This window comes from Streptomyces melanosporofaciens (assembly GCF_900105695.1).
Classification (GTDB): Bacteria; Actinomycetota; Actinomycetes; order Streptomycetales; family Streptomycetaceae; genus Streptomyces; species Streptomyces antimycoticus.
Genome location: NZ_FNST01000002.1, coordinates 4,977,018 through 5,002,270, shown reverse-complemented (window position 1 = coordinate 5,002,270; position 25,253 = coordinate 4,977,018). Strand labels below are relative to the sequence as shown.

General features: G+C 72.1%; 18 protein-coding genes. 4 read left to right on the top strand and 14 right to left on the bottom strand.

What is annotated here, in order from left to right; genetic code table 11:
* Positions 1 to 28 precede the first annotated feature (28 nt).
* Positions 29 to 1,219, top strand: coding sequence for a PQQ-dependent sugar dehydrogenase (locus tag BLV72_RS24520; RefSeq protein WP_167746397.1), 1,191 nt, complete (start codon positions 29 to 31; stop codon positions 1,217 to 1,219).
* Positions 1,220 to 1,334: 115 nt separating this feature from the next.
* Entirely contained in the window at positions 1,335 to 1,520 is a 186-nt protein-coding gene (locus BLV72_RS47380; protein ID WP_143059803.1) for a DUF6191 domain-containing protein, read from the top strand.
* 215 nt (positions 1,521 to 1,735) lie between these two features.
* Here the strand turns inward: BLV72_RS47380 and BLV72_RS24515 are convergent, their stop codons facing one another.
* From BLV72_RS24515 to BLV72_RS24505, 3 genes are all read right to left on the bottom strand, one after another.
* Positions 1,736 to 5,086, bottom strand: a complete 3,351-nt coding sequence (locus BLV72_RS24515; protein WP_093464873.1) for a helix-turn-helix transcriptional regulator — start codon at positions 5,084 to 5,086, stop codon at positions 1,736 to 1,738.
* A 14-nt stretch (positions 5,087 to 5,100) separates the two neighbouring features.
* On the bottom strand, positions 5,101 to 5,334 hold the full coding sequence (locus BLV72_RS24510; RefSeq protein WP_093464872.1) for a hypothetical protein: 234 nt from the start codon (positions 5,332 to 5,334) through the stop codon (positions 5,101 to 5,103).
* A 223-nt stretch (positions 5,335 to 5,557) separates the two neighbouring features.
* Entirely contained in the window at positions 5,558 to 7,822 is a 2,265-nt protein-coding gene (locus BLV72_RS24505) for an MMPL family transporter (RefSeq protein WP_093464870.1), read from the bottom strand.
* A gap of 128 nt (positions 7,823 to 7,950) precedes the next feature.
* On the opposite strand from BLV72_RS24505, the gene BLV72_RS24500 reads away from it, so the two are divergent.
* Entirely contained in the window at positions 7,951 to 9,441 is a 1,491-nt protein-coding gene (locus BLV72_RS24500; protein WP_093464869.1) for a M81 family metallopeptidase, read from the top strand.
* Positions 9,442 to 9,833: 392 nt separating this feature from the next.
* Here the strand turns inward: BLV72_RS24500 and gatB are convergent, their stop codons facing one another.
* From gatB to BLV72_RS24450, 10 genes are all read right to left on the bottom strand, one after another.
* Entirely contained in the window at positions 9,834 to 11,339 is a 1,506-nt protein-coding gene (gatB, locus tag BLV72_RS24495; protein ID WP_059144128.1) for an Asp-tRNA(Asn)/Glu-tRNA(Gln) amidotransferase subunit GatB, read from the bottom strand.
* A gap of 15 nt (positions 11,340 to 11,354) precedes the next feature.
* Positions 11,355 to 11,594, bottom strand: a complete 240-nt coding sequence (locus tag BLV72_RS24490; RefSeq protein WP_014055101.1) for a hypothetical protein — start codon at positions 11,592 to 11,594, stop codon at positions 11,355 to 11,357.
* Entirely contained in the window at positions 11,591 to 13,084 is a 1,494-nt protein-coding gene (gene gatA, locus BLV72_RS24485) for an Asp-tRNA(Asn)/Glu-tRNA(Gln) amidotransferase subunit GatA (protein ID WP_093470523.1), read from the bottom strand. Before gatA ends, BLV72_RS24490 begins: the two co-directional genes overlap by 4 nt.
* Positions 13,085 to 13,089: 5 nt before the next feature.
* On the bottom strand, positions 13,090 to 13,386 hold the full coding sequence (gene gatC / locus BLV72_RS24480; protein WP_014055099.1) for an Asp-tRNA(Asn)/Glu-tRNA(Gln) amidotransferase subunit GatC: 297 nt from the start codon (positions 13,384 to 13,386) through the stop codon (positions 13,090 to 13,092).
* Positions 13,387 to 13,576: 190 nt separating this feature from the next.
* A complete protein-coding gene (locus tag BLV72_RS24475) occupies positions 13,577 to 15,685 on the bottom strand; it encodes a putative bifunctional diguanylate cyclase/phosphodiesterase (RefSeq protein WP_093464867.1) in 2,109 nt (702 codons plus the stop codon).
* 291 nt (positions 15,686 to 15,976) lie between these two features.
* On the bottom strand, positions 15,977 to 18,175 hold the full coding sequence (gene ligA, locus BLV72_RS24470) for an NAD-dependent DNA ligase LigA (RefSeq protein ID WP_093464866.1): 2,199 nt from the start codon (positions 18,173 to 18,175) through the stop codon (positions 15,977 to 15,979).
* A 15-nt stretch (positions 18,176 to 18,190) separates the two neighbouring features.
* Entirely contained in the window at positions 18,191 to 19,144 is a 954-nt protein-coding gene (locus tag BLV72_RS24465; RefSeq protein ID WP_093470522.1) for a methionine synthase, read from the bottom strand.
* Between the two features lie 190 nt (positions 19,145 to 19,334).
* Positions 19,335 to 20,024 (bottom strand): SDR family oxidoreductase, encoded by a 690-nt coding sequence (locus tag BLV72_RS24460; RefSeq protein WP_093464864.1) that lies wholly within the window; start codon positions 20,022 to 20,024, stop codon positions 19,335 to 19,337.
* Positions 20,025 to 20,158: 134 nt separating this feature from the next.
* Positions 20,159 to 20,686, bottom strand: a complete 528-nt coding sequence (locus tag BLV72_RS24455; RefSeq protein ID WP_093464863.1) for an LOG family protein — start codon at positions 20,684 to 20,686, stop codon at positions 20,159 to 20,161.
* A 309-nt stretch (positions 20,687 to 20,995) separates the two neighbouring features.
* Positions 20,996 to 22,210 (bottom strand): glycosyltransferase, encoded by a 1,215-nt coding sequence (locus BLV72_RS24450; protein WP_093464862.1) that lies wholly within the window; start codon positions 22,208 to 22,210, stop codon positions 20,996 to 20,998.
* Between the two features lie 176 nt (positions 22,211 to 22,386).
* Between BLV72_RS24450 and BLV72_RS24445 the strand changes: the two genes are divergently transcribed.
* Complete coding sequence (locus BLV72_RS24445; protein WP_244320949.1) at positions 22,387 to 23,310, top strand: helix-turn-helix domain-containing protein; 924 nt, start codon at positions 22,387 to 22,389, stop codon at positions 23,308 to 23,310.
* Between the two features lie 57 nt (positions 23,311 to 23,367).
* Here BLV72_RS24445 and BLV72_RS24440 read toward each other — a convergent pair whose 3' ends face one another.
* Positions 23,368 to 25,122, bottom strand: coding sequence for a glycine/sarcosine N-methyltransferase (locus BLV72_RS24440; protein ID WP_079059368.1), 1,755 nt, complete (start codon positions 25,120 to 25,122; stop codon positions 23,368 to 23,370).
* Positions 25,123 to 25,253 lie beyond the last annotated feature (131 nt).

Here is a 25,253-nt window from a genome sequence, read left to right as displayed (position 1 = left end):
TCAGTGCCGTGCCGCGGCACACGTGCCCATGGAGAGGAATCCGACCGTGCGACGTCCTCGCGTGACCTCTGTACTCGCCGCCGCTGCCGCCGTGTTGCTCGTGGCGGGCTGCTCGTCCGACGGCGACAGCATCACCAGACCGGGCGGCCGCTCGTCCGCGCCCTCGAAGCCGGGCGGCGGGGGCTCCTCGGGCGCGCCGTCGCCGACGGAGTCCGCGGCGCCCGCGAAGGGCTCGGTGAAGGTGGTGCGCACGCTCACCACGAAGCTGGACTCCCCCTGGGGGCTCGCACCGCTGCCCGGCGGGGATCTGCTGGTCTCCTCGCGGGACACCGGGAAGATCTTCAAGGTCTCGGCGGACACGGGGAAAAAGACCGAGGTGGGGTCCGTCCCGGGCGTCTCCGCCGCCGGTGAGGGCGGGCTGCTGGGGCTGGCGGTCTCCTCCGATTTCGGCGCGGACCACATGGTCTACGCGTACTTCACCACCGACTCGGACAACCGCATCGTCCGCATGGTGTACGACGACAAGCGCCCCGCGGGCGATCAGCTGGGCGCCCCGGACACGATCTTCAAGGGCATCCCCAAGGGCGCGATCCACAATGGCGGCCGTATCGCCTTCGGCCCGGACAAGATGCTCTACGCGGGCACGGGAGAGAGCGGTGACCGCGGGCTCGCCCAGGACATGGACTCCTTCGGCGGCAAGATCCTGCGGATGACCCCGGACGGCGAGCCCGCGCCCCGCAATCCGGACGCCCAATCGGTCGTCTACTCCTGGGGTCACCGCAATGTGCAGGGCCTGGCCTGGGATGCGGACAAGCGGCTGTGGGCCTCCGAGTTCGGCCAGGACACCTGGGACGAGCTCAATCCGATCGAGCCGGGCAAGAACTACGGCTGGCCGGAGGTCGAGGGCCAGGCCGGTAAGAAGGGCTTTGTCGATCCGGTCGAGCAGTGGAAGCCCGAGGACGCCTCGCCGAGCGGAATCGCCTTCGCCAAGGGCTCGATCTGGATGGCGGGGCTGCGCGGTGAGCGGCTGTGGCGTATTCCGCTGAAGGGCGACAAGCCGGTGGCGAAGCCGCAGTCGTTCCTGGACGGGAAGTACGGACGGCTGCGCAGCGTGGTGGCGGCGGACGACGGGGGGCTGTGGCTGACGACGAGCAATACCGATGGGCGCGGCAAACCGGGCAAGGAGGACGACCGGATCCTGCGGCTGGAGGTCCGCTGAGCGGAGAGAGTCCGCTGAGCGGGCGGCGAACCGGCCGATCCTGCCACCGAGTTCGGGCGGACATGTCGCGGCGTGCCCGTTCTGTGAGCGGTCTGCCTACACTGGCAGCAGCCGCATGCCTACGGGGGTCGTCATGTTCAACCTCATCGAGGAGCTGTTCGCGCCCGGCCGCAAGCACACCGAGGAAGAGCGCAACCGGCTGGAGTACACGCTCGACGAGACGGGCAGCAGCGACCCGGGGAAGGGCCCTGTGGACCTCGACTCCGGCCGGGTGGTGATCCGCCCCCGCAAAGAGGGCTGACCCGGCGAGGGTCAGCGCGCAGCGCGGGCTGTGAGCGCCCGTCCGGTCAGCGCGCGCGTCCGGTCAACGCCCAGTGCGTCCTGTTAGCGCGCATCCCATCAAGCGTGCGCATCCCGTCAGCACCTCCGTGCGTCCGGTCAACGCCCCGCGAATCCCGTCAGGGCGCCGTCCCGTCGGCCCGCGCGTCCCGGCGCCCCGCGCCTCCTGTCACGCGCTCAGCGCGCCGCCGCGCCGTCGGTCAGGCCGTCCACCAGCCGCAGCCGATGGGCCACGGCGGCCGCCTCGCCCCGGCCCGAGACGCCCAGCTTGGCCAGGATGTTGGAGACATGGACGCTCGCCGTCTTGGGCGAGATGAAGAGCTCCTCGGCGATCTGGCGATTGCTGCGCCCCGCGGCGACCAGCCGCAGCACATCCCGCTCCCGGGGTGTCAGCCCCAGCTCCTCGGCCGGATCGGCGGGCTCGGTGGGCTCGGTGGGCTCGGCGGCAGGGACCGGGGTGCCAGGGGCCTGGGCACCCGGGACCGAAGAACCAGCAGCCAGGGAGCCCGGGGCCGGGGGCAGCGCGGGGGTGCGGGGCAGGGACGGGTCGAGCGCGGGGCGGGTCGCGGCGGACGCCAGGGGCAGCCGGGCACGCCGGGCCAGCAGCTCGATCTCCTCGCGCAGCGGGCGGGCGCCCAGCCAGTCGGCCACGGCATGCGCCTGGACGAGCAGTTCGGCGGCGTGCTCGCGATCGGCCTGGGCCGGGGCGCCCTGGGCCGGGGCGCCCTGGCCCGGGGCGCCCTGGCCCAGGGCGAGCAGCGCCTCCGCCCAGCGGTGACGGGCGCGGGCCAGCGGATACGGGCGGTCCAGCGCGGCGAAGGCGTCCGTGGCCTCGGCCCACAGGTCGGGCCGGTCCCGGCCCTCGGCGCGCTCCAGTTCGGCCTGGAGCATCGCCGCGTAGGCCCGCCATACCGGCACGGGCTGCGCCACCCGCTTCGCGGCGGCCCGGAGGCGGGCCAGCGCCTCGCCCCGGCCCGGCCCGGCCGTGGGCAGTCCGCGCGCGGCCGACTCGGCCGCGGCGGCCGTGTACAGCAGCGGCCAGGCGTAGCGCTGCATCCCGGTCGGGAAACCGGCCTCCACGACCTGGTCCAGCACGGCCCGGACCTCCAGTATCCGGCCGCGCGCCGCCGCGAGTTCGATGGCCCGGCCCGCGGCCTGGAGGGTGTACTGCGGTTCGGGGTCGTGGGCGCCGTAGTGCTCACGGGCGGCGGCCAGCTCGCGCTCGGCGGTGTCCCATTCGCCGCGCGCCAGCGCCAGTTGGGCGAGCCGGTTGGCGGCGGTGCCGCGCGGCTTGGTGCCGAGGGCGAGCCGCCGGGTCTTCAGGGCCGCCACCTGCGCCTCGTCCCAGCGGCCCAGGGAGAACAGCGACTCGGCCAGATTCCCGTACACCCAGGCACGGGAGTCCACCAGGCCGACGCGGTCCAGGATCCGGGCGCCCTCCTCGGCGGTCTCCACCGCCTCGGCCGACCGACCGGCCCCCTCCAGCGCCGAGGCGAGATTGACATAGCACCGCCCCAGGACGCTGATGTCGCCGAGGGCCACGGCCCGCCGGCAGACCTCGCGCATCTCGGCCAGCCCGCGCTCGGTGTCGCCGGAGTCACCGGTGAAGTAGCCCAGCGTCAGCCGGGCGTTCAGCTCCGTGCTCTCGGCGCCGACCATCCGGGCCAGCTCCACCGCCCGTTCGGCGGCCGCCAGGCCCTCCGGCCCGGGCCGATGCGTCATCGTCCAGCCCGCCACCTGCGCCATGACGTCGGCGTGCACGGGGGACGGCGGCAGCCCCCGCACCAGCTCCTGGGCGCGGCTCAGCTCCGCCCAGCCGTCCCCGCGTGCCAGGCCCTCCATCAGCTTGGCCTGCTGGGTCCAGAACCAGGCGGCCCGCAAAGGGTCACGACCGCTTCCGTCCAGCGCCCGCAGTGCCCGCTTGGCGACGGCCAGCGCCCGCTCCCGCTGCCCGGACATATGCGCGGCCACCACCACCTCGGCGAGCAGATCGAGCTGGCGCAGCGCCTGGTCCTCACAGCCGCAGGCGGGGTACACCTCGGCGTAGTCCACGGGCCGCTGCGCCTCCCGTATCTCCTCGGGGGCGTCCTCCCACAGCTCCATGGCCCGCTCCAGCAGCCGCAGCTGCTCCGCGTGGGCGTACCGCCGCCGGGCCTCGACGGACGCCTGGAGCACGGCGGGCAGGGCCTTGGCGGGGTCGTGTGCGTGGTACCAGTAGCTGGCCAGCCTGGCTGCCCGCTCATCGGCCCGCACCAGCGCGGGCTCGGCCTCCAGGGCCTGTGCGAAGCGCCGGTTGAGCCGGGAGCGCTCCCCGGGCAGCAGATCGTCGACGACGGCTTCGCGCACCAGCGCGTGCCGGAAGCGGTAGCCGCTGTCGTCGGCCGTGGGGCGCAGGATGTTCGCCCCGACCGCGGCCCTTAGCGCGTCGATCAGCTCGTCCTCGCCCAGCCGGGCGACCGCCCGCAGCAGTTCGTACTCCACGGAGGAGCCGCCTTCGGCGAGGATCCGCACCACCCCCTGGGCCTCCTCGGGCAGCGCCTCGACCCGCACCAGCAGCAGATCGCGCAGGGATTCGCTGAGCCCGGTGCTACAGCCCTCGTTGAGGGAACGGGCGATCTCCTCCACGAAGAAGGCGTTGCCGTCGCTGCGCTTGAAGATCCGGTCGACCAGGTCGCGCTCCGGCTCGGCGCCGTTGATCCCGGTGAGCTGGGCGTGCACCTCGCCCCGGGTGAAGCGGGACACCTCGATGCGCCGCACCTCGCGCATCCGGTCCACCTCGGCGAGGAAGGGGCGCAGCGGATGGCGGCGGTGGATGTCGTCGGAGCGGTAAGTGGCCACGACCAGCAGCCGGGCGCTGAGCAGCGAGCGGAAGAGATAGCCGAGGAGTTCGCGGGTGGAACGGTCGGCCCAGTGGAGATCCTCGATGGCGACGACGAGGGTGCGCTCCGCGGCCAGCCGCTCCAGCAGCCTTACGGTGAGCTCGAACAGCCGGGCGCGGCCGTCCTCGTCGTGGGACGCGCGGTCGGTCTCGCCCAACTCGGGCAGCAGCCGGGCCAGTTCGCCCTCCTGCCCGGCGGCGGCCCCGTCCAGCTCGGTGCCCAGTTTGCGGCGCAGTGAGCGCAGCACGGTGGACACCGGCGCGAACGGCAGCCCGTCGGCCCCCATTTCCACACAGCCGCCGACCGCCGCGACGGCTCCGGCGGCCACTGCCGAGGCCAGGAACTCGTCGATAAGCCGGGTCTTGCCGACCCCCGCCTCCCCACCGACCAGCAGCACCTGCGGCTCGCCCGCGGTGGCGCGGGCCAGCGCGTCCTCGAGGGTGGCCAACTCCTGGGCGCGACCGACGAACACCGGGCTGACAGACGTGGTGAACACGTCGTCGAGCATCGCACAGGGCCCTGACACCGCGGCACCGGCTTTTCCGGCCCCCGCCGCCCCGGCGCCCGCTACCTCAGCTCCCGCTACCTCGGCCCCCGCCCCGGCACCTGCCGCCTCGGCCCCCGCCCCGGCGCCCATGACGAGCCGCATGGCCCGGCCCTCCCTCAGGCCGCCGTGCGGTACGACCGTGGTGAGCGATGGCCGCGCCACCGCCGGACCGGCCTCACCCGCCCTCCGGACTCACGCTCGGCCGACCGGCCGCCGGTCTCCTCCACCGCCTCGCGGACCATCCGGTGAGCGGCGGCCTCCCGCAGCAGCTCGGCCTCGCGGATCCGGTGCAACTCGTAGTGCAGCATGATGTTCTCCCTGGTGACGAGGGTTTCGTGGAATGCGTCCACTCTCGTCGCCCAGGAGGGTCCGGCGCATCGGGAGGCTGCCCGATCTTCGCTCCGCCCAGGGCCTTAGGCACCCTGCCCGCACGGCTGAGGAAGCCTGAGGAAGGGCCTTAGTGCGGAAGAGGGTCCTTAGGGCAGAGGAGGCGCTCCTTAGGGCACAGGGAGGTCCTTAGGGCACAGGGAGGTCCTTAGGGCACAGGGAGGTCCTTAGGGCGCAGGGAGATCCTTAGGGAACCGGCGACCGTTCCGTACCGGCCCGCGCCGCCCCGCTCCCCGACTGTCCCGGCAGCGACACGGGCACCGGCACCGGTCCGGACGCCCGTCCCTCGCCGCCGCCCTCCGCCTCGATGCTGATCTTCGGCAGCAGCCGCTCCAGCCAGCTCGGCAGCCACCAGTTGGCGCCCCCGAGCAGATGCATCAGCGCGGGCACCAGGAGCGTACGGAGGACGAAGGCGTCCAGGGCGACCGCGGCCGCCAGCCCGATGCCGAACATGGCGATGATCCGGTCATCGCTGAGCACGAACGCCGAGAAGACCGCGATCATGATGACGGCCGCGGAGTTGATGACCCGGCTGGTCTCGGCGAGCCCCACCCGGACCGCGGTGCGGTTGTCGCGGGTGCGCCGCCACTCCTCGTACATCCGGCTGACCAGGAAGACCTGGTAGTCCATGGAGAGCCCGAAGAGTACCGACACCATGATCACGGGCAGGAAGGGCTCGATGGGGCCCGCCCTGCCCAGCCCCAGCAGTTCGCTCCCCCAGCCCCATTGGAAGATCGCGACCACCACGCCGAAGGACGACGCGACGGCGGCCACATTCATGACCGCCGCCTTGATCGGGATGCCGATGCTGCGGAACGCGAGCAGCAACAGCACACATCCCAGCGCCACCACCACCCCCACGAACAGCGGCAGCTTGCCGACGATCACCGCGGCGAAGTCGTCGTAGCCCGCGGTCAGCCCGCCGACGTACACCCGCAGCGAGCTGCCCTCCTCGGCCCGGGGCAGCACCTCGGCGCGCAGCCGTCCGACGAGGTCGGAGGTGGCCCGCGACTGCGGTGCCGTCTCGGGGACGACCGTGATGACGCCGGTGTCGCCGCTCCCGCCCAGGTCGGCGGCGCTCACCGAGGCGACCCCGTCGATGGTGCGCAGGACCTTGGGCAGTTGGGTGAAGGCCATACGGTCGTCGGCCCCGTCGATGCTGCCCATCAGCGTCAACGGCCCGTTGAAACCTGGCCCGAACCCGTCGGCCAGCAGGTCGTACGCCCGTCGCGTGGTCGAGGCCGAGGGGCCGTTGCCCTGATCCGAGGTGCCCAGGTGGAGCGAGAAGGTGGGGAGGGCGAGCAGCGCGATGAGGGCGGCCGCGGTCGCGCCCAGCAGCTTGGGGCGGCGTTCGACACAGATCGCCCAGCGGGCGCACAGGCCCTTGGTCGCCGTGGATTCCGGCCCCCGCTCGGCCAGCCGTCTGCGCTCCCGCCGGCTCAGGGCCCGCATGCCGATCAGGCCGAGCAGCGCGGGCAGCAGGGTGAGCGAGGCGGCGACCGTAAGGGCGACGGTGAGCGCCGCCGCGACCGCCACCCCGTTGAGGAAGGACAGTCGCAGGACCAGCATGCCGAGGAGCGCGAGACAGACGGTCGCCCCCGCGAACACCACCGCGCGCCCCGAAGTGACCACCGCGCGCTGTGCGGCCTGTTCGATCGACAGCCCCCGCCGCAGCCCCCTGCGGTGCCGGGTGACGATGAACAGCGCGTAGTCGATCCCCACACCGAGGCCGATCAGCATGCCGAGCATGGGCGCGAAGTCGGCGATGGTCATGGCGTGGCCGAGCAGTCGGATGGCCGCGTACGCGGTGCCGACGCCGATGAGCGCGGTGGCGATCGGCAGCAGTGTCGCCACGAGCGAGCCGAAGGCGAGGAAGAGGACCACAGCGGCCACGCCGACCCCGATGGCCTCGCTCAGATGGGCGGATCCGGTCCGCTCGGTGAGCCCGGCGCCCGCACCTCCCATCTCGACCTCCAGGCCCCGGGCCCCCAGGGCCGCGGAGCGCGCCGTGTCCAGCACCCGGCGCACCTCCGCCTCGCCCAGGTCGGCGGCGGGTTTACGGAAGACCACGGTGGCGTAGGCGGTGTGCTGGTCGGCGCTGATCCGGCTGGTGTCGCCGGAGCCGTAGGGGCCGGTCACGGAGGCGACGCCGGGCAGGTCCGCGACCTGCCTCAGCGCCGCCGTCATCCGCCGCTCGACCCCCGGCGCGCGTACAGTGCCCGCGCCGTCCTTGGTGTGCCAGACGATGGTGTCGCTGTCCCCCGCCCGGTCCGGCAGCCGCCGCTCCAGCAGGGCGGAGGCCTTGGAGGAGTCGGTGCCGGGGATGTCGTAGTCGTTGGAGTACGCGGACCCGGTCACGGCCGCCGCCGCGGCGACCCCCGCGAAGGCGGCCAGCCACAGCGCGATGACGATGGCGCGGCGCCTGAGACACCAGCGGGCGAGTGCGGCCATCGCTGCCTTCCGGTTCGGGCGCCAGGGGCGGCGTGATGTGGTTGTGACCTGAGCACTCTGTCAGGCGGATAAGATCCTTTGTCCCCTTTGTGGGCTTCACCACATGAATGAGCGGGAAGTCGGAGAGCATGACTCCTGCCGCGTCCCGAGGCCGCCGCCCGCGTATCGGCATCGGCGGTATGCACATCGAGTCCAGCACCTTCAGCCCGCACCGCGCCGGCTACGACGACTTCCGTGTCACCCGCGACGCGGAACTGCTGGACCGTTACGCCTGGGCCCGGTCGGACGGCGATCTGGCCGGGCGCGCCGAGTGGGTGCCCTTGCTCCACGCCGTCGCGCTCCCCGGCGGCCCGGTCGAGCGCGAGACCTACGACCGGATCAAGGGCGAGCTGATCGAGCGGCTGCGCCGGGCCGGTCCGCTCGACGGGCTGGTGTACGACATCCACGGCGCGATGAGCGTGGTGGGCCTGGAGGACGCCGAGGGCGATCTCACCGAGGCCGTACGGGAAGCGATCGGGCCCGACGCGCTGATCTCCGCCGCCATGGACCCGCACGGCAATGTCTCCCGCCGCTTCGCCGGCCGGCTCGATCTGCTCACCGCCCACCGTCTCGCCCCGCACGAGGACGCCTGGGAGACCCGCGAGCGCGCCGCCCGCAAGCTGGTGGAGCGCCTCGACTCCGGCCGGGGCCGCCCGCATCTCGCCTGGGTGCAGATCCCGGTGCTGCTGCCCGGTGAGCGCACCAGCACCCGTCTGGAGCCCGCCAAGTCGCTGTACGAGCGGCTGGCCGCCGTGGAGGCGATGGACGGCGTCGTGGACGCGGCCATCTGGGTGGGCTACGCCTGGGCGGACGAGCCGCGCTGCCGGGCGGCCGTGGTGGTGACCGGCGACGACCCCGTGCTCGCGGTCGAGCAGACCCGCTCCCTGGCCCGCGAGTACTGGGATGTGCGCCGCGACTTCGCCTTCGTCGGCCCCACCGGCGGCGCCGACGCATGCATCGCCGAGGCCGTCGCCTCCTCCGCCCGCCCCTTCCTGATCAGCGACTCCGGCGACAATCCCACGGCCGGAGGCGCCGGGGACCTCGCCTATATGCTCGGCCGGCTGCTGGCCAACGAGGATCTGGCCGCCGGCCGCGCCACCGCCCTGCACCCCGGGATCACCGATCCGGCGGCGGTCGCGGCGTGCTTCGCCGCCGGGCCGGGCGCGACGGTCCGGCTCCGCGTCGGCGGCGGGATCAGCCGGGGGACGGCGGACCATGCCGAGCCCTACGAGCTGACCGGCGAGGTGGTCGCCCTGCGCCGGGACGACCCGGTCGGCGGGGATCTCGCGGCGGTGCGGCACGGGGGCGTCACGGTGGTCCTGGTCAGCCGCCGCAAACCGTTCCACACCCTGGCCGACTTCGGCGAGCTGGACCCGCGCGGCCATGACCTCGTCGTCGTCAAGATCGGCTACCTGGAACCCGAGCTGTACGACCTGGCGGCGGACTGGCGGCTCGCGCTCACTCCCGGCGGCGTCGACCAGGATCTGACCCGCCTGGGCCACCGGCGCCTCGCGCGGCCGCTGTACCCGTTCGACGACGAGGGGTTCGAGGTCCCCCATCTGGAGCCGCTGCTGCTCTAGGGGTGTCCGGCGGATCGTGGCGCCTGCGGCGGGTCGCGCGGCGGAGCCGCATATCGATACTTCCCGCTACCCGCCCCTTCCCACCGCCTGACAATCTGCGGCTCCGCCGCGTGCGGGGCTCCGCCCCAGACCCCGCGGCCGGACACCCCGGAGGTGCGCGGGCATCCGCCCGGTCATCCGCCGCGTCGGCGCGCCGACCGCGATCAACTCGCCGATGCAGGGGTTCATGGCGCGACGGTCGGCATGTCGCCCCCGGGGTCCGGGGCGAAGCCCCTGGTAGCGGGAAGGGGCGGGAGGGGAAAGACCCACCGGACAGCGCGGAAGGGCGCATACGACGGCGGCGGGGTGCGCCCTCGCGCACCCCGCCGCCGTCACGGACCAAGAGACGAACGTCAGCCTTCGACGCCCAGCTTCTCCAGGATCAGCTCACGCACCCGCGCCGCGTCCGCCTGGCCGCGCGTGGCCTTCATGACCGCGCCGACCAGCGCACCCGCCGCCGCGACCTTGCCGCCGCGGATCTTGTCGGCGATGGCCGCGTTGGCCGCGATCGCCTCGTCCACGGCGGTGCCGAGCGCACCCTCGTCCGAGACGACCTTCAGCCCGCGCTTGGTGACGACCTCGTCCGGGCCGCCCTCACCCGCGAGGACGCCCTCGATCGTCTGGCGGGCCAGCTTGTCGTTGAGCGAACCCTCCTTGACCAGTGCGCACACCCGGGCGACCTGCGCCGGAGTGATCGGCAGCGCCGCGAGCTCCACACCGTCCTCGTTGGCGCGGCGGGCCAGCTCGCCCATCCACCACTTACGGGCCTGGTCGGCCGGGGCGCCCTCGTCGATGGTGGCGGTGATCAGGTCGATCGCGCCCGCGTTGAGCACCGACTGCATCTCGTGCCGGGACAGGCCCCACTCCTCGCGCAGCCGGTTGCGGTACACCCGCGGCAGCTCGGGAAGCCCGCCGCGCAGCTCCTCCACCCAGGCACGGGTGGGGGCGACCGGCACCAGGTCGGGCTCGGGGAAGTAGCGGTAGTCCTCCGCCTCCTCCTTGACCCGGCCGGAGGTGGTGGAGCCGTCCTCCTCGTGGAAGTGACGGGTCTCCTGGATGATCGTGCCACCGTCGCCCAGCACCGCGGCATGGCGCTGGACCTCGAAGCGCACCGCCCGCTCGACCGACCGCAGCGAGTTGACGTTCTTGGTCTCGGAGCGGGTGCCGAACTTCTCGACGCCGTGCGGGCGCAGCGACAGGTTCACATCGCAGCGCATCTGGCCCATTTCCATCCGCGCCTCGGAGACCCCGAGCGACTTGATGAGCTCGCGCAGCTCGGTCACGTACGCCTTGGCGACCTCCGGGGCCTTCTCCCCGGCGCCGACGATCGGCTTGGTGACGATCTCGATCAGCGGGATACCGGCCCGGTTGTAGTCGAGCAGGGAGTGCTGGGCACCGTGGATACGGCCGGTCGCGCCACCCACATGGGTGGACTTGCCGGTGTCCTCCTCCATATGGGCGCGCTCGATCTCGACGCGGAAGACCTCCCCGTCGACATCGACGTCCAGATAGCCGTTGTAGGCGATCGGCTCGTCGTACTGCGACGTCTGGAAGTTCTTCGGCATGTCCGGATAGAAGTAATTCTTCCGGGCGAAGCGGCACCATTCGGCGATCTCGCAGTTGAGCGCGAGCCCGATCTTGATGGCGGACTCGACGCCGGTCGCGTTGACCACCGGGAGCGAGCCGGGCAGGCCGAGGCAGGTGGGGCAGGTCTGCGTGTTGGGCTCGGCGCCCAGCGCCGTGGAGCACCCGCAGAACATCTTGGTCTTGGTGCCGAGCTCGACATGCACCTCGAGCCCCATCACGGGGTCGTAGGCGGCCAGGGCGTCCTCGTACGACACCAGTTCAGTGACGGTCACGGAAAAACTAACCTCTCAGTCCGCGAGGACGTCGTCGTCGCCCATGCGCTTGAGCTCGCGGACGAGCAGGGCGACGCCGGTGACGATGGCGGCGGCCGAGACCACCGCGTCGGCCAGCTGCAGCTTGTCGTTCTCGAAGCGGGCCTTCTTGACCTGCTTCGCCACGCTGACCGCGCCGAACAGCGAGCCCGCGATGGACAGGTAGGTGCCGGGCCGGGACTTCTTGAAGCCCTTGGCCTTCTTGATCGCACTCATAGTGACGGTGCCTCCTCGATCAGCGGATGGCCCCACTTGTCGGCGAGCGCGGCCTCGACCGCGGCGCCGACCTTGTAGAGCCGGTCATCGGCCATGGCGGGGGCGATGATCTGCAGTCCGACCGGCAGACCGTCCTCCGGCGCCAGACCGCAGGGCAGTGACATGGCCGCGTTCCCCGCGAGGTTCGTGGGAATCGTGCACAGGTCGGCCAGATACATCGCCATCGGGTCGTCGACGCGCTCTCCGATCGGGAAGGCGGTGGTCGGGGTGGTCGGCGAGATCAGCACGTCGACCCGCTCGAACGCCTTCTCGAAGTCACGCTTGATCAGCGTACGGACCTTCTGCGCGGAGCCGTAGTACGCGTCGTAGTAGCCGGAGCTGAGCGCATAGGTGCCGAGCATGATCCGGCGCTTGACCTCCGCGCCGAAGCCCTCCGCACGGGTGAGCGCGGTGACCTCCTCCGCGGACTTGGTGCCGTCGTCGCCCACCCGCAGGCCGTAGCGCATGGCGTCGAAGCGGGCCAGGTTGGACGAGCACTCGGACGGCGCGATCAGGTAGTACGCGGCCAGCGCCTTGTCGAAGGACGGGCAGGAGATCTCCTCGATCTCGGCGCCCAGCTCCCGCAGCAGCTCCACCGACTCGTTGAAGCGCTGCATGACGCCGGCCTGGTAGCCCTCGCCCGCGAACTCCTTGACGACGCCGATGCGCATGCCGCGCACGCTTCCGTTGCGCGCGGCCTCGACGACGGCCGGGACCGGCTCGTCGATGGAGGTCGAGTCCATCGGGTCGTGCCCGGCGATGACCTCGTGCAGCAGCGCCGCGTCCAGCACGGTGCGGGCGCAGGGGCCGCCCTGGTCGAGCGAGGACGAGAAGGCCACCATGCCGTAGCGGGAGACCCCGCCGTACGTCGGCTTGACCCCGACCGTGCCGGTGACGGCGGCCGGCTGGCGGATCGAGCCGCCGGTGTCGGTGCCGATGGCGAGCGGGGCCTGGAAGGAGGCAAGCGAGGCGGAGGAGCCGCCGCCGGAGCCGCCGGGGATACGGGTGAGGTCCCAGGGGTTGCCGGTGTGGCCGAAGGCGCTGTTCTCGGTCGAGGACCCCATGGCGAACTCGTCCATGTTGGTCTTGCCGAGGATGACCACGTCCGCGTCCCGCAGCCGCTGGGTCACCGTCGCGTCGTACGGCGGGATCCACCCTTCGAGGATCTTGGAACCGACCGTGGTCGGGATTCCCTTGGTGGTGAAGATGTCCTTGAGCGCGAGCGGGACACCGGCCAGCGGGCCCAGCTCCTCACCGCGCTCCCGCTTCGCGTCGACGGCGCGCGCCTGGGCGAGCGCCCCCTCACGGTCCACGTGCAGGAAGGCGTGCACCTTCTCGTCGACGGCCTCGATACGGGCCAGATGCGCCTCGGTCACCTCGACGGCGGTGACCTCGCCGGAGGCGATCCTGGCGGCGATCTCGGCCGCGGTGAGCCTGGTCAGGTCGGTCACGGTGGTCACTCCTCCCCCAGGATCTGCGGCACCTTGAAACGCTGCTGCTCCTGGGCCGGGGCGCAGGCCAGGGCCTGCTGCGGGGTCAGGGACGGACGGACCTCGTCCGCGCGCATGACGTTGGTCAGCGGCAGCGGGTGGGAGGTCGGCGGTACGTCTTGGTCGGCGACCTCGGAGACGCGGGCGACCGCGCCGATGATGTCGTCCAGCTGTCCGGCGAAGTGGTCCAGCTCTTCGGCCTTCAGCTCCAGACGCGCCAGCCGGGCGAGGTGGGCGACCTCCTCGCGCGTGATGCCAGGCATGCAGCGATCCTCAAAGTGAGTGTGGAGTGTTTCGGCCCCAATCCTATGGCTCTCCACACACGGCGCGCGAAAGGCTTTGGTGCACCCGCGTCACGGGCGCTCCCTCAGCGGGGAGGAACGGGTGGGCACAACGCACCCACCGGCCCGCGGCCGACGACGTAACGCCCGGGGGCGCCCGGGGGCGGCGCCCTCATGTCACTGGCTGATCCGCGTCTTCCTCCGCGGGAGCCTGCGCCTGGTCCGACGGCTCCGCCGTCTCGCGATGCCAGCCGCCCTCGCCCCGCGCCCGCAGCCACGCCGTCGTCTCGTCCGGCGGCATCGCGGCGGCCACCAGCCAGCCCTGCACGGCGTCGCAGCCCAGATCCCGCAGCCGCTCCCAGGTCTCGTCGTCCTCGACGCCCTCGGCCACCACGAGCAGGCCCAGCGAGTGGGCGAGGTCGACCGTACAGCGGACGATCTCGGCGTCCTCGTTGTCCACGGCCAGCCGGGCCACGAAGGAACGGTCGATCTTGAGCTCGCTCACCGGCAGCCGCCGCAGATGGACCAGCGAGGAATAGCCCGTCCCGAAGTCGTCGAGCGACATCTTCACGCCGTGGCCGGTGAGCCCGGCCAGGGTGTCGGCGGCCCGCTGCGGGTCCTCCAGCAGGACGTGCTCGGTTATCTCCAGCTGCAGGGCGCCCGCGGGGACGCCGTGCCGGGCCAGCCGCCCGGCGACCGCGCCCGCGAAGCCGGGGGTGTGGACATCGCGCGGCGAGACATTGACCGCGACCGGCACCTCGAGGCCGTCGGCGCGCCAGCGCGCGACCTGGCCCAGCGCCGTCTCCAGGACGTACTCGGTCAGCCGGGGCATCAGCCCGGAGCTCTCGGCCATGGAGATGAACTCGTCCGGCGGCACCCTGCCCCGGTCCGGGTGGACCCAGCGCACCAGCGCCTCCAGGCCCGCCACATGCCCGTCGAAGCCGACCTTGGGCTGGTAGTGCAGCTCGACGTCGCCCGCGTCCAGGGCGCGCCGCAGATCGCCGAGCAGACCGAGCCGGTCGGGGGTGTTGCCGTCCCGCCGGGCCTCGTAGAGCTCGACTCCGCTGCGGTCCCGCTTGGCCTGGTACATCGCGACGTCGGCGCGGCGCAGCAGCCCCTCGGCGTCCAGTGCGTGGTCGGGGTAGACGGCGACCCCGGCGCTGGCCTCCAGCACCAGGGTCAGCCCGTCCAGGTCGAGGGGGGAGCCGAGGTCGCCGACGAGGACGCGGGCGCTGCGCTGGGCACTGGTGAGCGAGTCGGTGGTGGGCAGCAGCACCGCGAACTCGTCGCCGCCGAGCCGCGCCACCTCCGCCCCGCGGGGCAGAGCGAGCCGCAGCCGCTCGGCGATCTGCAGCAGCAGCCGGTCACCGGCCAGATGGCCCAGGGTGTCGTTGACCGAACGGAAGCGGTCGAGGTCCAGCAGGACCAGCGCGGTGCGGGTGCCGGCCCGCTCGGACTCGTCCAGCGCGGTCCAGGTGCGCTCCAGCAGCCACTGGCGGTTGGGCAGCCCGGTGAGCGGGTCGCGCAACTGCTCCTCGGCGCGGACCCGGGCGATCCACAGCGTGGAGTCCAGGGCGACCAGCGGCACCGCGAACAGCGGGAGCAGCAGCGGGGTGTCCCCGGCGACGACCACGATGAGCGGGGCGATGCCGAGGAGTGCGATGCCGACGAGGGCCTGCCGGAAGAGGGCGGTGCGGGCGACGGTGGGCAACCCGGCGCCGGGCGGGGCGAGGGAGCACCACAGCAGGGCGCGGGTCACCGCGAGATAGACGAAGGCGGCCAGGGCCGTCTGGGGGATGGCGGAGACGTCCCAGGTGTCGGTGCGCCAGGGGTGTTCCACCGAGGGGGTGGTGCCGAAGGCGGCGAGGGTGAGGGCGGCCGCGCCGACCCCGAGAATGTCGACCGCGCCGTGCAGGGCGGCCTGCCGCCATCGGTGCCGGCGGGCGGCGCCGACCAGGACGACCACGGCGAGGCTGACCAGCACGGCCGGGATCCAGCCGTAGAGCAGCAGCGCGGCCAGGGTTAACGCGGCCCCGGAACCGGTGCCGCCCCACCAGCGGTCGCGCCCGAGGGCGACCAGATGGCCGACGATGATTCCGGTGAGCACGGCGAGCGACCAGCCCACGGTGCCGTCGGGAAAGAGCGCATTGCCCGCGTCGAGCACTCGGAATACCCCGATGCCGAGTGCGAAAGCCGCCATGGCGACCGCCGCGGCCGGCAGCGCGGGCAGCACGGCCCGGCGCAGCCGCGACGCCGGGGCGGCGCTTTCGGTCGGTTTCATACCCGTCCCTCTCACAGCCGGCGGTGCCAGCGCCACGGCGGGCACACACCTCAACAGTAGGCGGCAGAAGGGGAAGACGGGCGGCGATCGGCGACGGTTCCCCGAATGCCGCCCGACGATCCATGACCTTCTGCTATGCGCTGTAAGGGTGATGCCCGCCGGCTGTACCCGGGAAGTGCTCCCAGTCGTAATCCGGCCAGCTTTGCACCCACCGGGCGGACAAGATGGCCGGACCACTGCGCCGGATGGGTGGAGCGGCTACTCCAACCGCCGCTCCACGGGCCATCCGTGCTACTCCGCGGACTCTTCCGGAGGCGTCATCGCGACCTCTCTCGCCGCGTCCGGTCCCTGTTCGAGGAGGACGCCAAATCCGTCCTCATCGAGCACGGGAACCTTCACCTGCATGGCTTTGTCGTACTTGGAGCCCGGATTGTCGCCGACTACTACGAAATCGGTCTTTTTCGAAACCGATCCGGTGACTTTGGCACCACGGCTCTGCAGCGCCTCTTTGGCCCCATCTCGGGTGTACGACTGGAGTGTTCCGGTGACGACGACGGTGAGGCTCTCCAGCGGACGAGGGCCTTCGTCCTCGCCGCCCTCCTCCTCCAGCCGGACCCCGGCCCGCCGCCATTTCTCGAGGATCTCGCGGTGCCAGTCGACCGCGAACCACTCCTTGACCGAGGCGGCGATGGTCGGCCCCACCCCCTCCACGGCCGCCAGCTCCTCCTCGCCCGCCTCGGCGATCCGGTCCAGCGAGCGGAATTCACGGGCCAGTGCGGTGGCGGCGACGGGGCCGACATGACGGATCGAAAGGCCGGTGATGATCCGGGCCAGCGGGCGCTCCTTGGCCGCCTCGATATTGGCCAGCATCGCCAGGGCGTTCTTCTTCGCCTCGCCCTTCTGGGTGGCGAAGAAGGTGACGACCTTCTCCTCGCCGGTCTCCGGATCGCGCTTGGGCAGTCCGCTGTCCGGGTCCAGTACATACGACCGAATGGGCAGCAATTGTTCGATCTTCAGGTCGAACAGATCACCCTCGTCCTTCACCGGCGGATCGGTCGGTTCCAGCGGCTGAGTGAGGGCGGCGGCGGCGACATAGCCGAGGTTCTCGATGTCCAGCGATTTCCGCCCGGCGAGATAGAAAATCCGCTCGCGCAGCTGCGCCGGGCAGGACCGGCTGTTGGGACACCGCAGATCGACATCGCCCTCCTTGGCGGGCTGCAGCGGTGTATCGCACTCGGGACAGGCGGCCGGCATCACGAATTCCCGCTCGCTGCCGTCCCGCAGATCGACGACCGGACCCAGGATTTCCGGAATGACGTCGCCCGCTTTGCGCAGCACCACGGTGTCACCGATCAGCACACCTTTGGCCTTGACGACATCCTGGTTGTGCAGCGTCGCGAATTCGACCTCCGAACCCGCGACCGTGATCGGCTCGACCACCGCATAAGGCGTCACCCGCCCCGTGCGCCCCACGCCCACCCGGATGTCGACCAGCTTGGTGTTGACCTCCTCGGGCGGGAACTTCCAGGCGATCGCCCAGCGCGGCGCCCGCGAGGTGGAGCCCAGCCGGCCCTGCAGCGGGATCTCGTCCAGCTTGACGACCGCGCCGTCGATCTCGTGCTCCACCGAGTGCCGGTGCTCGCTGTCCCCGTAGTACGCGATGTACTCGCGCACGGCCTCGATCGTGTCCACCACTTTGAAGTGGGCGGCGGTGGGCAGCCCCCACTCGTGCAGCAGCTCGTACGCCTGCGACAGCCGGTCGATGTCGAAGCCCTCGCGCGCTCCGATGCCGTGCACCACCATGTCCAGCGGCCGGGACGCGGTGACCTTCGGGTCCTTCTGGCGCAGCGAACCCGCCGCCGCGTTCCGGGGGTTGGCGAACGGCGGCTTGCCCGCCTCGACCAGCCCGGCGTTGAGCTCCTCGAACCGCTCGCGGGCCAGGAAGACCTCGCCGCGCACCTCCACCAGCGCCGGGATCCGGTCGCCCGTCAGCCGGTTGGGGATCTTGGCGATCGTGCGCACATTGGGGGTGATGTCCTCGCCGGTGCGGCCGTCACCACGGGTCGCGGCACGGGTCAGCCGCCCGTGCTCATAGGTGAGGTTGACCGCGAGGCCGTCCACCTTCAGCTCGCACAGGAAGTGGTACGCGCCGCTGCCCAACTCCTTGGCGATGCGATCCGCCCAGGTGGCCAGCTCATCGTCGTCGAACGCGTTGTCCAGGCTGAGCATCCGCTCGCGGTGCTCGACCTCGGTGAACTCCGTTTCGTACGCGCCCGCGACCTTCTGGGTCGGCGAATCGGGCGTACGGAGCGCGGGGGTCTCCTCCTCCAGCGCCTCCAGCTCGCGCAGGAGCTTGTCGAACTCCGCGTCGCTGACGACGGGCGCGTCCTTCACGTAGTACCGGAAGCGGTGCTCCTCGATCTGCTCAGCGAGCCTGGCATGCCTCTCCCGCACCTCGGCGGGGACCTTCGACTGCTGTTCGCCGGCCACCGTGTCGTCCTCCCGTTACTCAGGGTTGTCCGCGAGCGATCTCGCCGCCTGAACGCAGTGGGCCAGCGCGGCGCGGGCGTACCCGGGCGAGGCGCCCGCGAGCCCGCACGACGGGGTGATCACCACGGATTCCGCGAGAGTCTCCGGTGACAGCCCCAGCCTGCGCCACAGCGTCCTGACACCACTGACGCTACCGGCAGGGTCCGACAATGGGGCATCGGTGCCCGGTACCGCGCCGATGAGCAGCGCCGTACCACCTTCCACAGCCTCCCCGATCGCCTCCTCCTCACTCTCCGTGAGTAGCGACAGAGGAAAGGAGATCCCCTCGACGCCCGCGCGGCGCAGCAGCCCGAACGGCACGGCAGGCGCGCACGAGTGCACCACCACCGGCCCGCCGGCCGCCTCCACCAGAGTCCGCAGCGCCCCCTCGACCACGCCCCGGTCCACGGCGGCGTGGGTGCGGTAGCCACTGGCGCTGCGGATGCTCCCGCGCAGTACCGAGGTCAGCGACGGCTCGTCGAGCTGCAGCACCACCTCGGCGCCCGGCACCCGGCGGCGCACCTCGGCGAGATGGGCGCGGCACCCTTCGGCGAGCGAGGCCGTCAGATCGCGGCAGGCGCCCGGGTCGCTCAGCGCGACCTCGCCGCCGCGCAGTTCGAGGGAGGCGGCCAGGGTCCAGGGGCCCACGGCCGACACCTTGAGCGCCCCCTGGTACCCCTGGGTGAACTCCTCCAGCGCATCGAGGTCCTCGCCCATCCAGGCGCGGGCCCGCCGGGTGTCGCGGCCGGGCCGGTCGCTGATCCGCCAGCCGCTCGGCTCCACATGCGCGTACAGCTCGACCAGCATCCCGGCGGTGCGCCCGATCATGTCCGCGCCGGGCCCCCGCGCGGGCAGCTCCGGGAGATACGGCAGGGCCTCCAGCGACCCGGTGACGGTCTTCACTGCCTCCCGCGCGTCGCCGCCCGGCATCGACCCGACGCCGCTCGCGGCCCCCGGGCCCCAGTGGTGCGTGTTGCTGCTCTTGTCGCTCACCCGCGAAGCCTAAGCGCTCCGCTGGGGGTGCCCCGAAGTGCCGTCGGTCGTCTGCGGCGTCGTTGTGGCTGGTCGCGCCCCCGCGGCGGAGCCGCATATCGACACAGCCCCGCGCCCCTTCGGGCGCTTAGCTGCGGGGGCGGACCTGAATGTCGGTGATTTCGGCGTCGCGCGGCAGATCGAGTGCGGTCAGGATGGTCGTCGCCACGGTCCCGGGCTCCATCCAGCGCTCCGCGTCGTACTCCTTGCCCTCCTGCTGGTGCACCTTCACCTGCATCGGGGTGGCCGTACGCCCCGGGTAGACCGTGGTCACCCGCAGGCCGTTGCCGCTCTCCTCCCAGCGCAGCGCGTCGGCCAGCGCCTTGAGTCCGTGCTTGCTGGCGGCGTACGCGGCCCACTGGGCGTTGGCACGCAGCCCGGCGCCGGAGTTGACGAAGATGACATGCCCCTGGGCCAGCCGCAGTTGCGGCAGCAGCAGGCGGGTCAGCTCGGCGGGGGCCACGAGGTTGGCGTTGAGCTGGCGGGTCCACGCCTTCGGGGTCAGCTCACCGACCTCGCCCAGGTCGACCACCCCGGCGATGTGCAGCAGCGAGTCGAGGCGGTCGGGCAGCGTCTGGTGGCCCAGCGCCCAGGAGAGCCGGTCCGGGTCCGCCAAGTCGCCGACGACCGTCCGCACCCCCGGGAACCGCTCCGTCAGCTCCTTCGCCCGCCCGGCGTCCCGCGCCAGCAGCCACAGCTCCTCGCCACGCTCGGCCAGCCGCTCGGTGATCGCCGCGCCGATGCCCGAGCCTGCCCCAGTGATCAGATGCGTTCCCATGCTCCCCAGCTTGCCTCACCGCCGGACGCGCCCCGACAACGGTCCCGGCTTGGCGCGATCCCATGCCCGAAACCCTGGCGGACTTCCCGCCGGGCGCCCCCGTCCTGTAACGGGACCGGTAATGGCACCGCGGCTCAGACGGATTCCAGATACGTCATGACCTCGGCCCCGCTCTCCGCGAAGAAGACGAGCTCACTGAGCGGAATCGGCAGGAACCGCTCCTCCTCCATCCGCTGGAACTGCTGCTTCAGCCCGTCGTAGAACCCCGCCGCGTTGAGCAGCACCACCGGCTTGATGTGCAGCCCGTGCTTCTTCAGCTCCAGGATCTCGGTCGCCTCGTCCAGCGTCCCGGTGCCACCGACCATGACCACGACCGCGTCGGCTCGGGCCAGCAACTCCGCCTTGCGCTCGGCGAGGTCCTTGGTGATCACCATCTCGTCGGCGCCCTCCCGGGCCTTGGCGGCGAGGAACTCGACCGAGATCCCGACCAGCCGCCCCCCGTGCTCCTGCACCCCGTCCGCCATCACCTTCATCAGCCCGACATCGGACCCACCCCAGACCAGCGTGTGGCCGCCCTTGCCGATCAGCTCGGCGAATTCGCGGGCGGGGACGGTATAGCGGTCATCGAGGTCGGCGGCGGAGCAGAAGACGCAGATGTTCATGCCCGCCACTCTACGAGCCGGGTCGGACACCCTCAGCCGCCCCGCGCCACGGGTCGCGCCGTGCGGCGGATCTTTCCCCTCCCCGCCCCTTCCCGAAACTGGGGCTCTGCCCCAGACCCGAAATCCGGGCTCCGCCCCTTCCCGCAGCATCGGTATGCGGCTGCGCCGCGTGGCAGGGGCTTGGCCCCCGGGCCACGGGGTCCAGGGGCGGAGCCCCTGGTTACGGGAAAGGGCGGGGAGGGGAGCAGCACGCCGCAGGCGTCAAGACCCGCACGGCCCCCCCTCGACGCTCTGTCGCCGCGTCCGGCCTCATACCCCGTGGACGGAGCCCACGTAGGCAAGCACCGCCGCCGCGCCATCCTCCGCGCCGATCGCGTCGGCGAGCTCGGCCGCCCGGCGCCGGAGGGCGGGCTCGGTCAGGCAGGTCGTGATCGCCGCGCCGAGGGATTCGGCGGTCAGCGCGTCGAGCGGCAGCGGCCGGGGGGCCACGCCGAGCCGGTGCAGCCGCGCCGCCCAGAACGGCTGGTCGGCCATGGCGGGCACCGGCACCGCGGGCACCCCGGCGCGCAGTCCGGCCGCGGTGGTGCCCGCTCCGGCGTGGTGGACGACGGCGGCCGTGCGCGGGAACAGCCAGTCGTGCGGGAGGTCGCCGACCGTAAGGACGTCATCGCCCGCCGCGGCGAGCCCGGCCCAGCCCGTCTGCACCACCGCGCGCACGCCCGCCCGGGCCACCGCCGCCGTCACCAGCTCGCCCAGCCGCTCCCCCTCGCCCGGCGCCATGCTGCCGAACCCGATGAACACCGGCGGCGGACCGGCCCGCAGGAAGTCGACCAGTTCGGCCGGGGGCCGCCAGTCGCGCGGCCGGGCGGGCCACCAGTAGCCGGCCACCTCGACCTGGGACGGCCAGTCCGCCGGGCGCGGTACGACCAGCGGGCTGAAGCCGTGGAAGACCGGCCGGATGTCCGCTCCCGTCGGCTGCGAGGTGACGGTCGGCAGCCCGAGCCGGGCGCGCAGCCCCGCCACAGCCCCCGCCTGGAGCGCCCCGGCATCCGCCAGCAGCCTCATGCCCGCCGCCAGGTTGCCGTCCGGGCCCAGGTCGTCGCCGCCCTCCGCGCCGGCCGGCGGGAACTCCCGCGTGGCACAGGCCGGTGCGAGATAGGTGCCGATGACGGGGATGCCGTACGCCTCACCGGCCGTCCGGCTGAGCGCCGCCGGGCCGAACGCGGTGAGCACCAGGTCGGCCCCGTCCGCCGCGGCCACCACCCCGTCGGCGAGCCGGTCCAGGAACGCCGCCATCGCCGCCCGCGTCTCCTCCCACGACGCGGCCCGGGCCCTGGTGCGGATCAGCTCCCGCGGGTCGCCCGGCAGCGGCCGGTGGTCCAGGCCGCATCCACCGACGAGCCCGGCGAAGGGCGGATGGGCGGCCACGGCCACCTCGTGACCGGCCGCCAGCAGGCGCCGCCCCAGGCCCGTATACGGGGCGACGTCGCCTCGCGAACCGGCGGTCACGATCAGAATCCGCATGGATGATCCTCCTCGGCGAGTGCCGCCCCGCGCATACTCGGACGGCGGCGTTCGCCACGGACGCTAAGGGCTCCTGCGCGGGGGAGGTTCAAGCGGCGGTGACGGGCGGCACGCACGGCGGGAACACGGGCGCCACACAAGGCGGGAACACGGGCGGCACGCACGGGGGGAACACGATGGGCATCGGCGAGTTGGCCGGGCGCACCGGACTGCCGGTGAAGACCATCCGCTACTACTCGGACATCGGGCTGCTGCCCGAGAGCGCACGCACCCCGGGCGGCCACCGCAGATACGCCGCGGACGCGCTGCCCAGGCTCCGGCTGATCCAGCGCCTCCGTGCGCTCGGCACCCCCATCGCCGCGATCGCCCCGGTCATGGCGGGGGAACGCTCACTGGCCGAACTCGTCGTGCGCGAACTGGACGCGGTCCAGGAACAGTTGCGGGAGGCGACATGGCGCCGGGAGGTGCTCCGCGCGCTGGACGACTGCCCCGCGCCGGAACGGCCGCGCCGCCTCACCCTGCTCGCCGGGGTGGGCAGCCCGGACGACGCCCACGATCGGCTGGTGCGGTACTGGCGCTGGGCGCTCCCGGCTGGTCTGCCGCGCCGCTTGGCCCAGGCCGTCATCGACGGCGCGGTGCCCGCGCCACCGGCCGACCCGACCGCCGCGACCGTGCTCGCCCACGCCGAACTCCACGCCCTGGCCACCGCGGCCGACCGGCGCCGGCAACCGCAGCCGCACCAGGTCGGCGACGTCGCGTCGTTCTACGCCGGCCTGCTGGACGCCTGCGCGCTGGCGGGCGAGGCCCTGGTCTCCGGCTGTCCGGAGCGGCGCGCCGAAGCGCTCGGCCACTTCGTGCGCACCTACGCCCGCATCGACGGCCATGACGACACACCGGCGTTCCGCGCGCATCTGCGCGCCCTGTTCCGTCGCGGCACGCGCGCCGGTTCGTTCTCGCTGCGCTACTGGCGACAGGCCCTCGCCGTCACCGGCGAGGCTCCGTCGCCGTCCGCGGCCTCCGGCCAGGGACACCTCGCGGCACCGCTCGCCGCCCTGCACCAGCAGGTCTCGGGCCTCTCCCTGACCGCGAACACCGGGTGAGCGCCCGGGGGTGGCCGGTGGCGGGGCGGGCCCGCCACGCCGGCCACCCGGCGGGGATCAGCGGGTGAAGTGGAAGATGCCCCAGGTCACATGGCGGTTTGTGCCGCCGTCGACCCAGTTGCTGAGGCCCTTCTTCATATGGGTGAGGTAGTCGGCGCTGACGTGTTCCGTCAGGCCGTCGGCCTCCTGGCGGCGGGTTTCTTCCAGCACCCGCGCGTAGTGGGTGATCAGTTGCTCGCGGTGCTCCTGGAAGCCGCCGGCGACCTCGGTGAAGCCGAGCCGCGCCAGTTCATGGCGGTAGAACTCGGGCGACCCCATGGTCTCCAGATGGATGCGGTCCAGGATGGGACGGAGGGTTTCGGCGGGGCAGCCGTCGGCGGCCATGGGGTCGGTGAAGATGAGGTGACCTCCGGGGCGCAGGACGCGGGCGGCCTCCTCCAGGGGGCGGGCCCGGTTGCCGCTGTGCAGGAACGCGTCCTGGGACCAGACGACGTCGACGCTGTTGTCCGGCAGCGGGATCCGCTCGAAGGAGCCGTCCAGCACCTCGATGGCCTCGGTCAGCCCCCGCTCGGCGTTGAGCGCGCGATGGCGCTCGTTCTCCACCTCGCTGAGGTTGAGCGCGACGACACGGCAGCCGTACGTCTCCGCCAGATAGCGTGCGGAGCCGCCGAAGCCCGCCCCGAGGTCGAGGACGACGGATGACTCGGTCAGGTCGAGCTTCCCGGCCATCCGGGCCACGGTGCGCCTGCTGGCCTCGGCGATCGGCTCGTCGGGCCGGTCGTAGATGCCGATGTGGATGTCCTCGCCGCCCCAGACATGCCAGTAGAAGGCGTCGGCGTCCGAGGAGTTGTAGTAGTCGCGGGCGGTGCCGACGGCTCCCGCGTACTCCCCCTCGCCGGTGGCCGGAGCGGCCGGTCCGGCCGGCTCGTCCGTCGCGATGTATTCCTTCTCCGCGACGTGGATGAAGAAGTCGGGGCGCTCCGTCCGGTAGGTGTGCTGGAAGTCGCCGTACGTCTCGATCCGCTGGAAGCCGACCTCCTGCATCAGCCTGCGCGTGTAGTCCTTGCGCAGCGGAAACATGTTGAGGTGGTAGACGGATTCGTCGGGGAAGCTGTAGCGCATGCGCACCAGCCCCTCGTCCACGTACTCCGGTTCGACGGCGACGTCTTCTCCGCAGTAGTAGTAGACGTGCTTGCTGCTGTAGCCGCGATCGAGGATCGCGTCGTAGTTGCGCTGGTCCAGGACCAGGATTCCGTCGTGCTTGAGCATGGCGTAGAACTCCGCGAGCGCCTTGCGCCGGTCGCGCTCGGAGAACAGATGTGTGAAGGAGTTCCCGAGGCAGACGATGGCGTCGTACTCGCCGTGGGCGTCGCGGTTGAGCCAGCGCCAGTCGGCCTGGACGACGCGGAGAATGTGGTCACCGTGCTTGAGCCCGTTGGCGAACGCCTGGGCGAGCATCTCGCCGCTGCCGTCGGCGCTCACGGTCTCGAATCCGGCCTCGAGCAGCCGGACCGAATGGAAGCCGGTCCCCGTGGCCACGTCGAGGACCTTCTTGACGCCGCGCTCGCGCAGCAGGTCGATGAAGAACGTACCCTCGCTCTCCGACCTTCGGTCCCAGTCGATCAGCGAGTCCCACTTTTCGACGAAGCTGGGTACGTACTCCTCTGTGTAGTGATCAGTGTCCCTGACATCAACTGGATTGTTGCCAAATTTCTGTACAGGTTGCGCAGAAATAACGGAACCTCCGGTGCTGAGACAGCGGACCACGGCACCCGTGTCCGCGTGGCGCATTCCCAGATTCACGTGGCGCATGCCACCGGAATGGCCGAACGCACGTTAATTTCAGAGAAACTGATTGCGCCAAACGGAGATAATCCACCCCATCCTGACTTTCGGCTTCTTTCTTGCCAAAAGCGGATATTCTCCCTTGTTGAAAGGGGATA

Bases quoted from the DNA above. Each gene is read 5' to 3' on its own strand.
- BLV72_RS24520 (WP_167746397.1), top strand. From the start codon at position 29: ATGGAGAGGAATCCGACCGTGCGACGTCCTCGCGTGACCTCTGTACTC.
- BLV72_RS47380 (WP_143059803.1), top strand. From the start codon at position 1,335: ATGCCTACGGGGGTCGTCATGTTCAACCTCATCGAGGAGCTGTTCGCG.
- BLV72_RS24515 (WP_093464873.1), bottom strand. From the start codon at position 5,086: ATGCGGCTCGTCATGGGCGCCGGGGCGGGGGCCGAGGCGGCAGGTGCC.
- BLV72_RS24505 (WP_093464870.1), bottom strand. From the start codon at position 7,822: ATGGCCGCACTCGCCCGCTGGTGTCTCAGGCGCCGCGCCATCGTCATC.
- BLV72_RS24500 (WP_093464869.1), top strand. From the start codon at position 7,951: ATGACTCCTGCCGCGTCCCGAGGCCGCCGCCCGCGTATCGGCATCGGC.
- BLV72_RS24490 (WP_014055101.1), bottom strand. From the start codon at position 11,594: ATGAGTGCGATCAAGAAGGCCAAGGGCTTCAAGAAGTCCCGGCCCGGC.
- gatC (WP_014055099.1), bottom strand. From the start codon at position 13,386: ATGCCTGGCATCACGCGCGAGGAGGTCGCCCACCTCGCCCGGCTGGCG.
- BLV72_RS24475 (WP_093464867.1), bottom strand. From the start codon at position 15,685: ATGAAACCGACCGAAAGCGCCGCCCCGGCGTCGCGGCTGCGCCGGGCC.
- BLV72_RS24465 (WP_093470522.1), bottom strand. From the start codon at position 19,144: ATGCCGGGCGGCGACGCGCGGGAGGCAGTGAAGACCGTCACCGGGTCG.
- BLV72_RS24460 (WP_093464864.1), bottom strand. From the start codon at position 20,024: ATGGGAACGCATCTGATCACTGGGGCAGGCTCGGGCATCGGCGCGGCG.
- BLV72_RS24455 (WP_093464863.1), bottom strand. From the start codon at position 20,686: ATGAACATCTGCGTCTTCTGCTCCGCCGCCGACCTCGATGACCGCTAT.
- BLV72_RS24450 (WP_093464862.1), bottom strand. From the start codon at position 22,210: ATGCGGATTCTGATCGTGACCGCCGGTTCGCGAGGCGACGTCGCCCCG.
- BLV72_RS24445 (WP_244320949.1), top strand. From the start codon at position 22,387: ATGGGCATCGGCGAGTTGGCCGGGCGCACCGGACTGCCGGTGAAGACC.
- BLV72_RS24440 (WP_079059368.1), bottom strand. From the start codon at position 25,122: ATGCGCCACGTGAATCTGGGAATGCGCCACGCGGACACGGGTGCCGTG.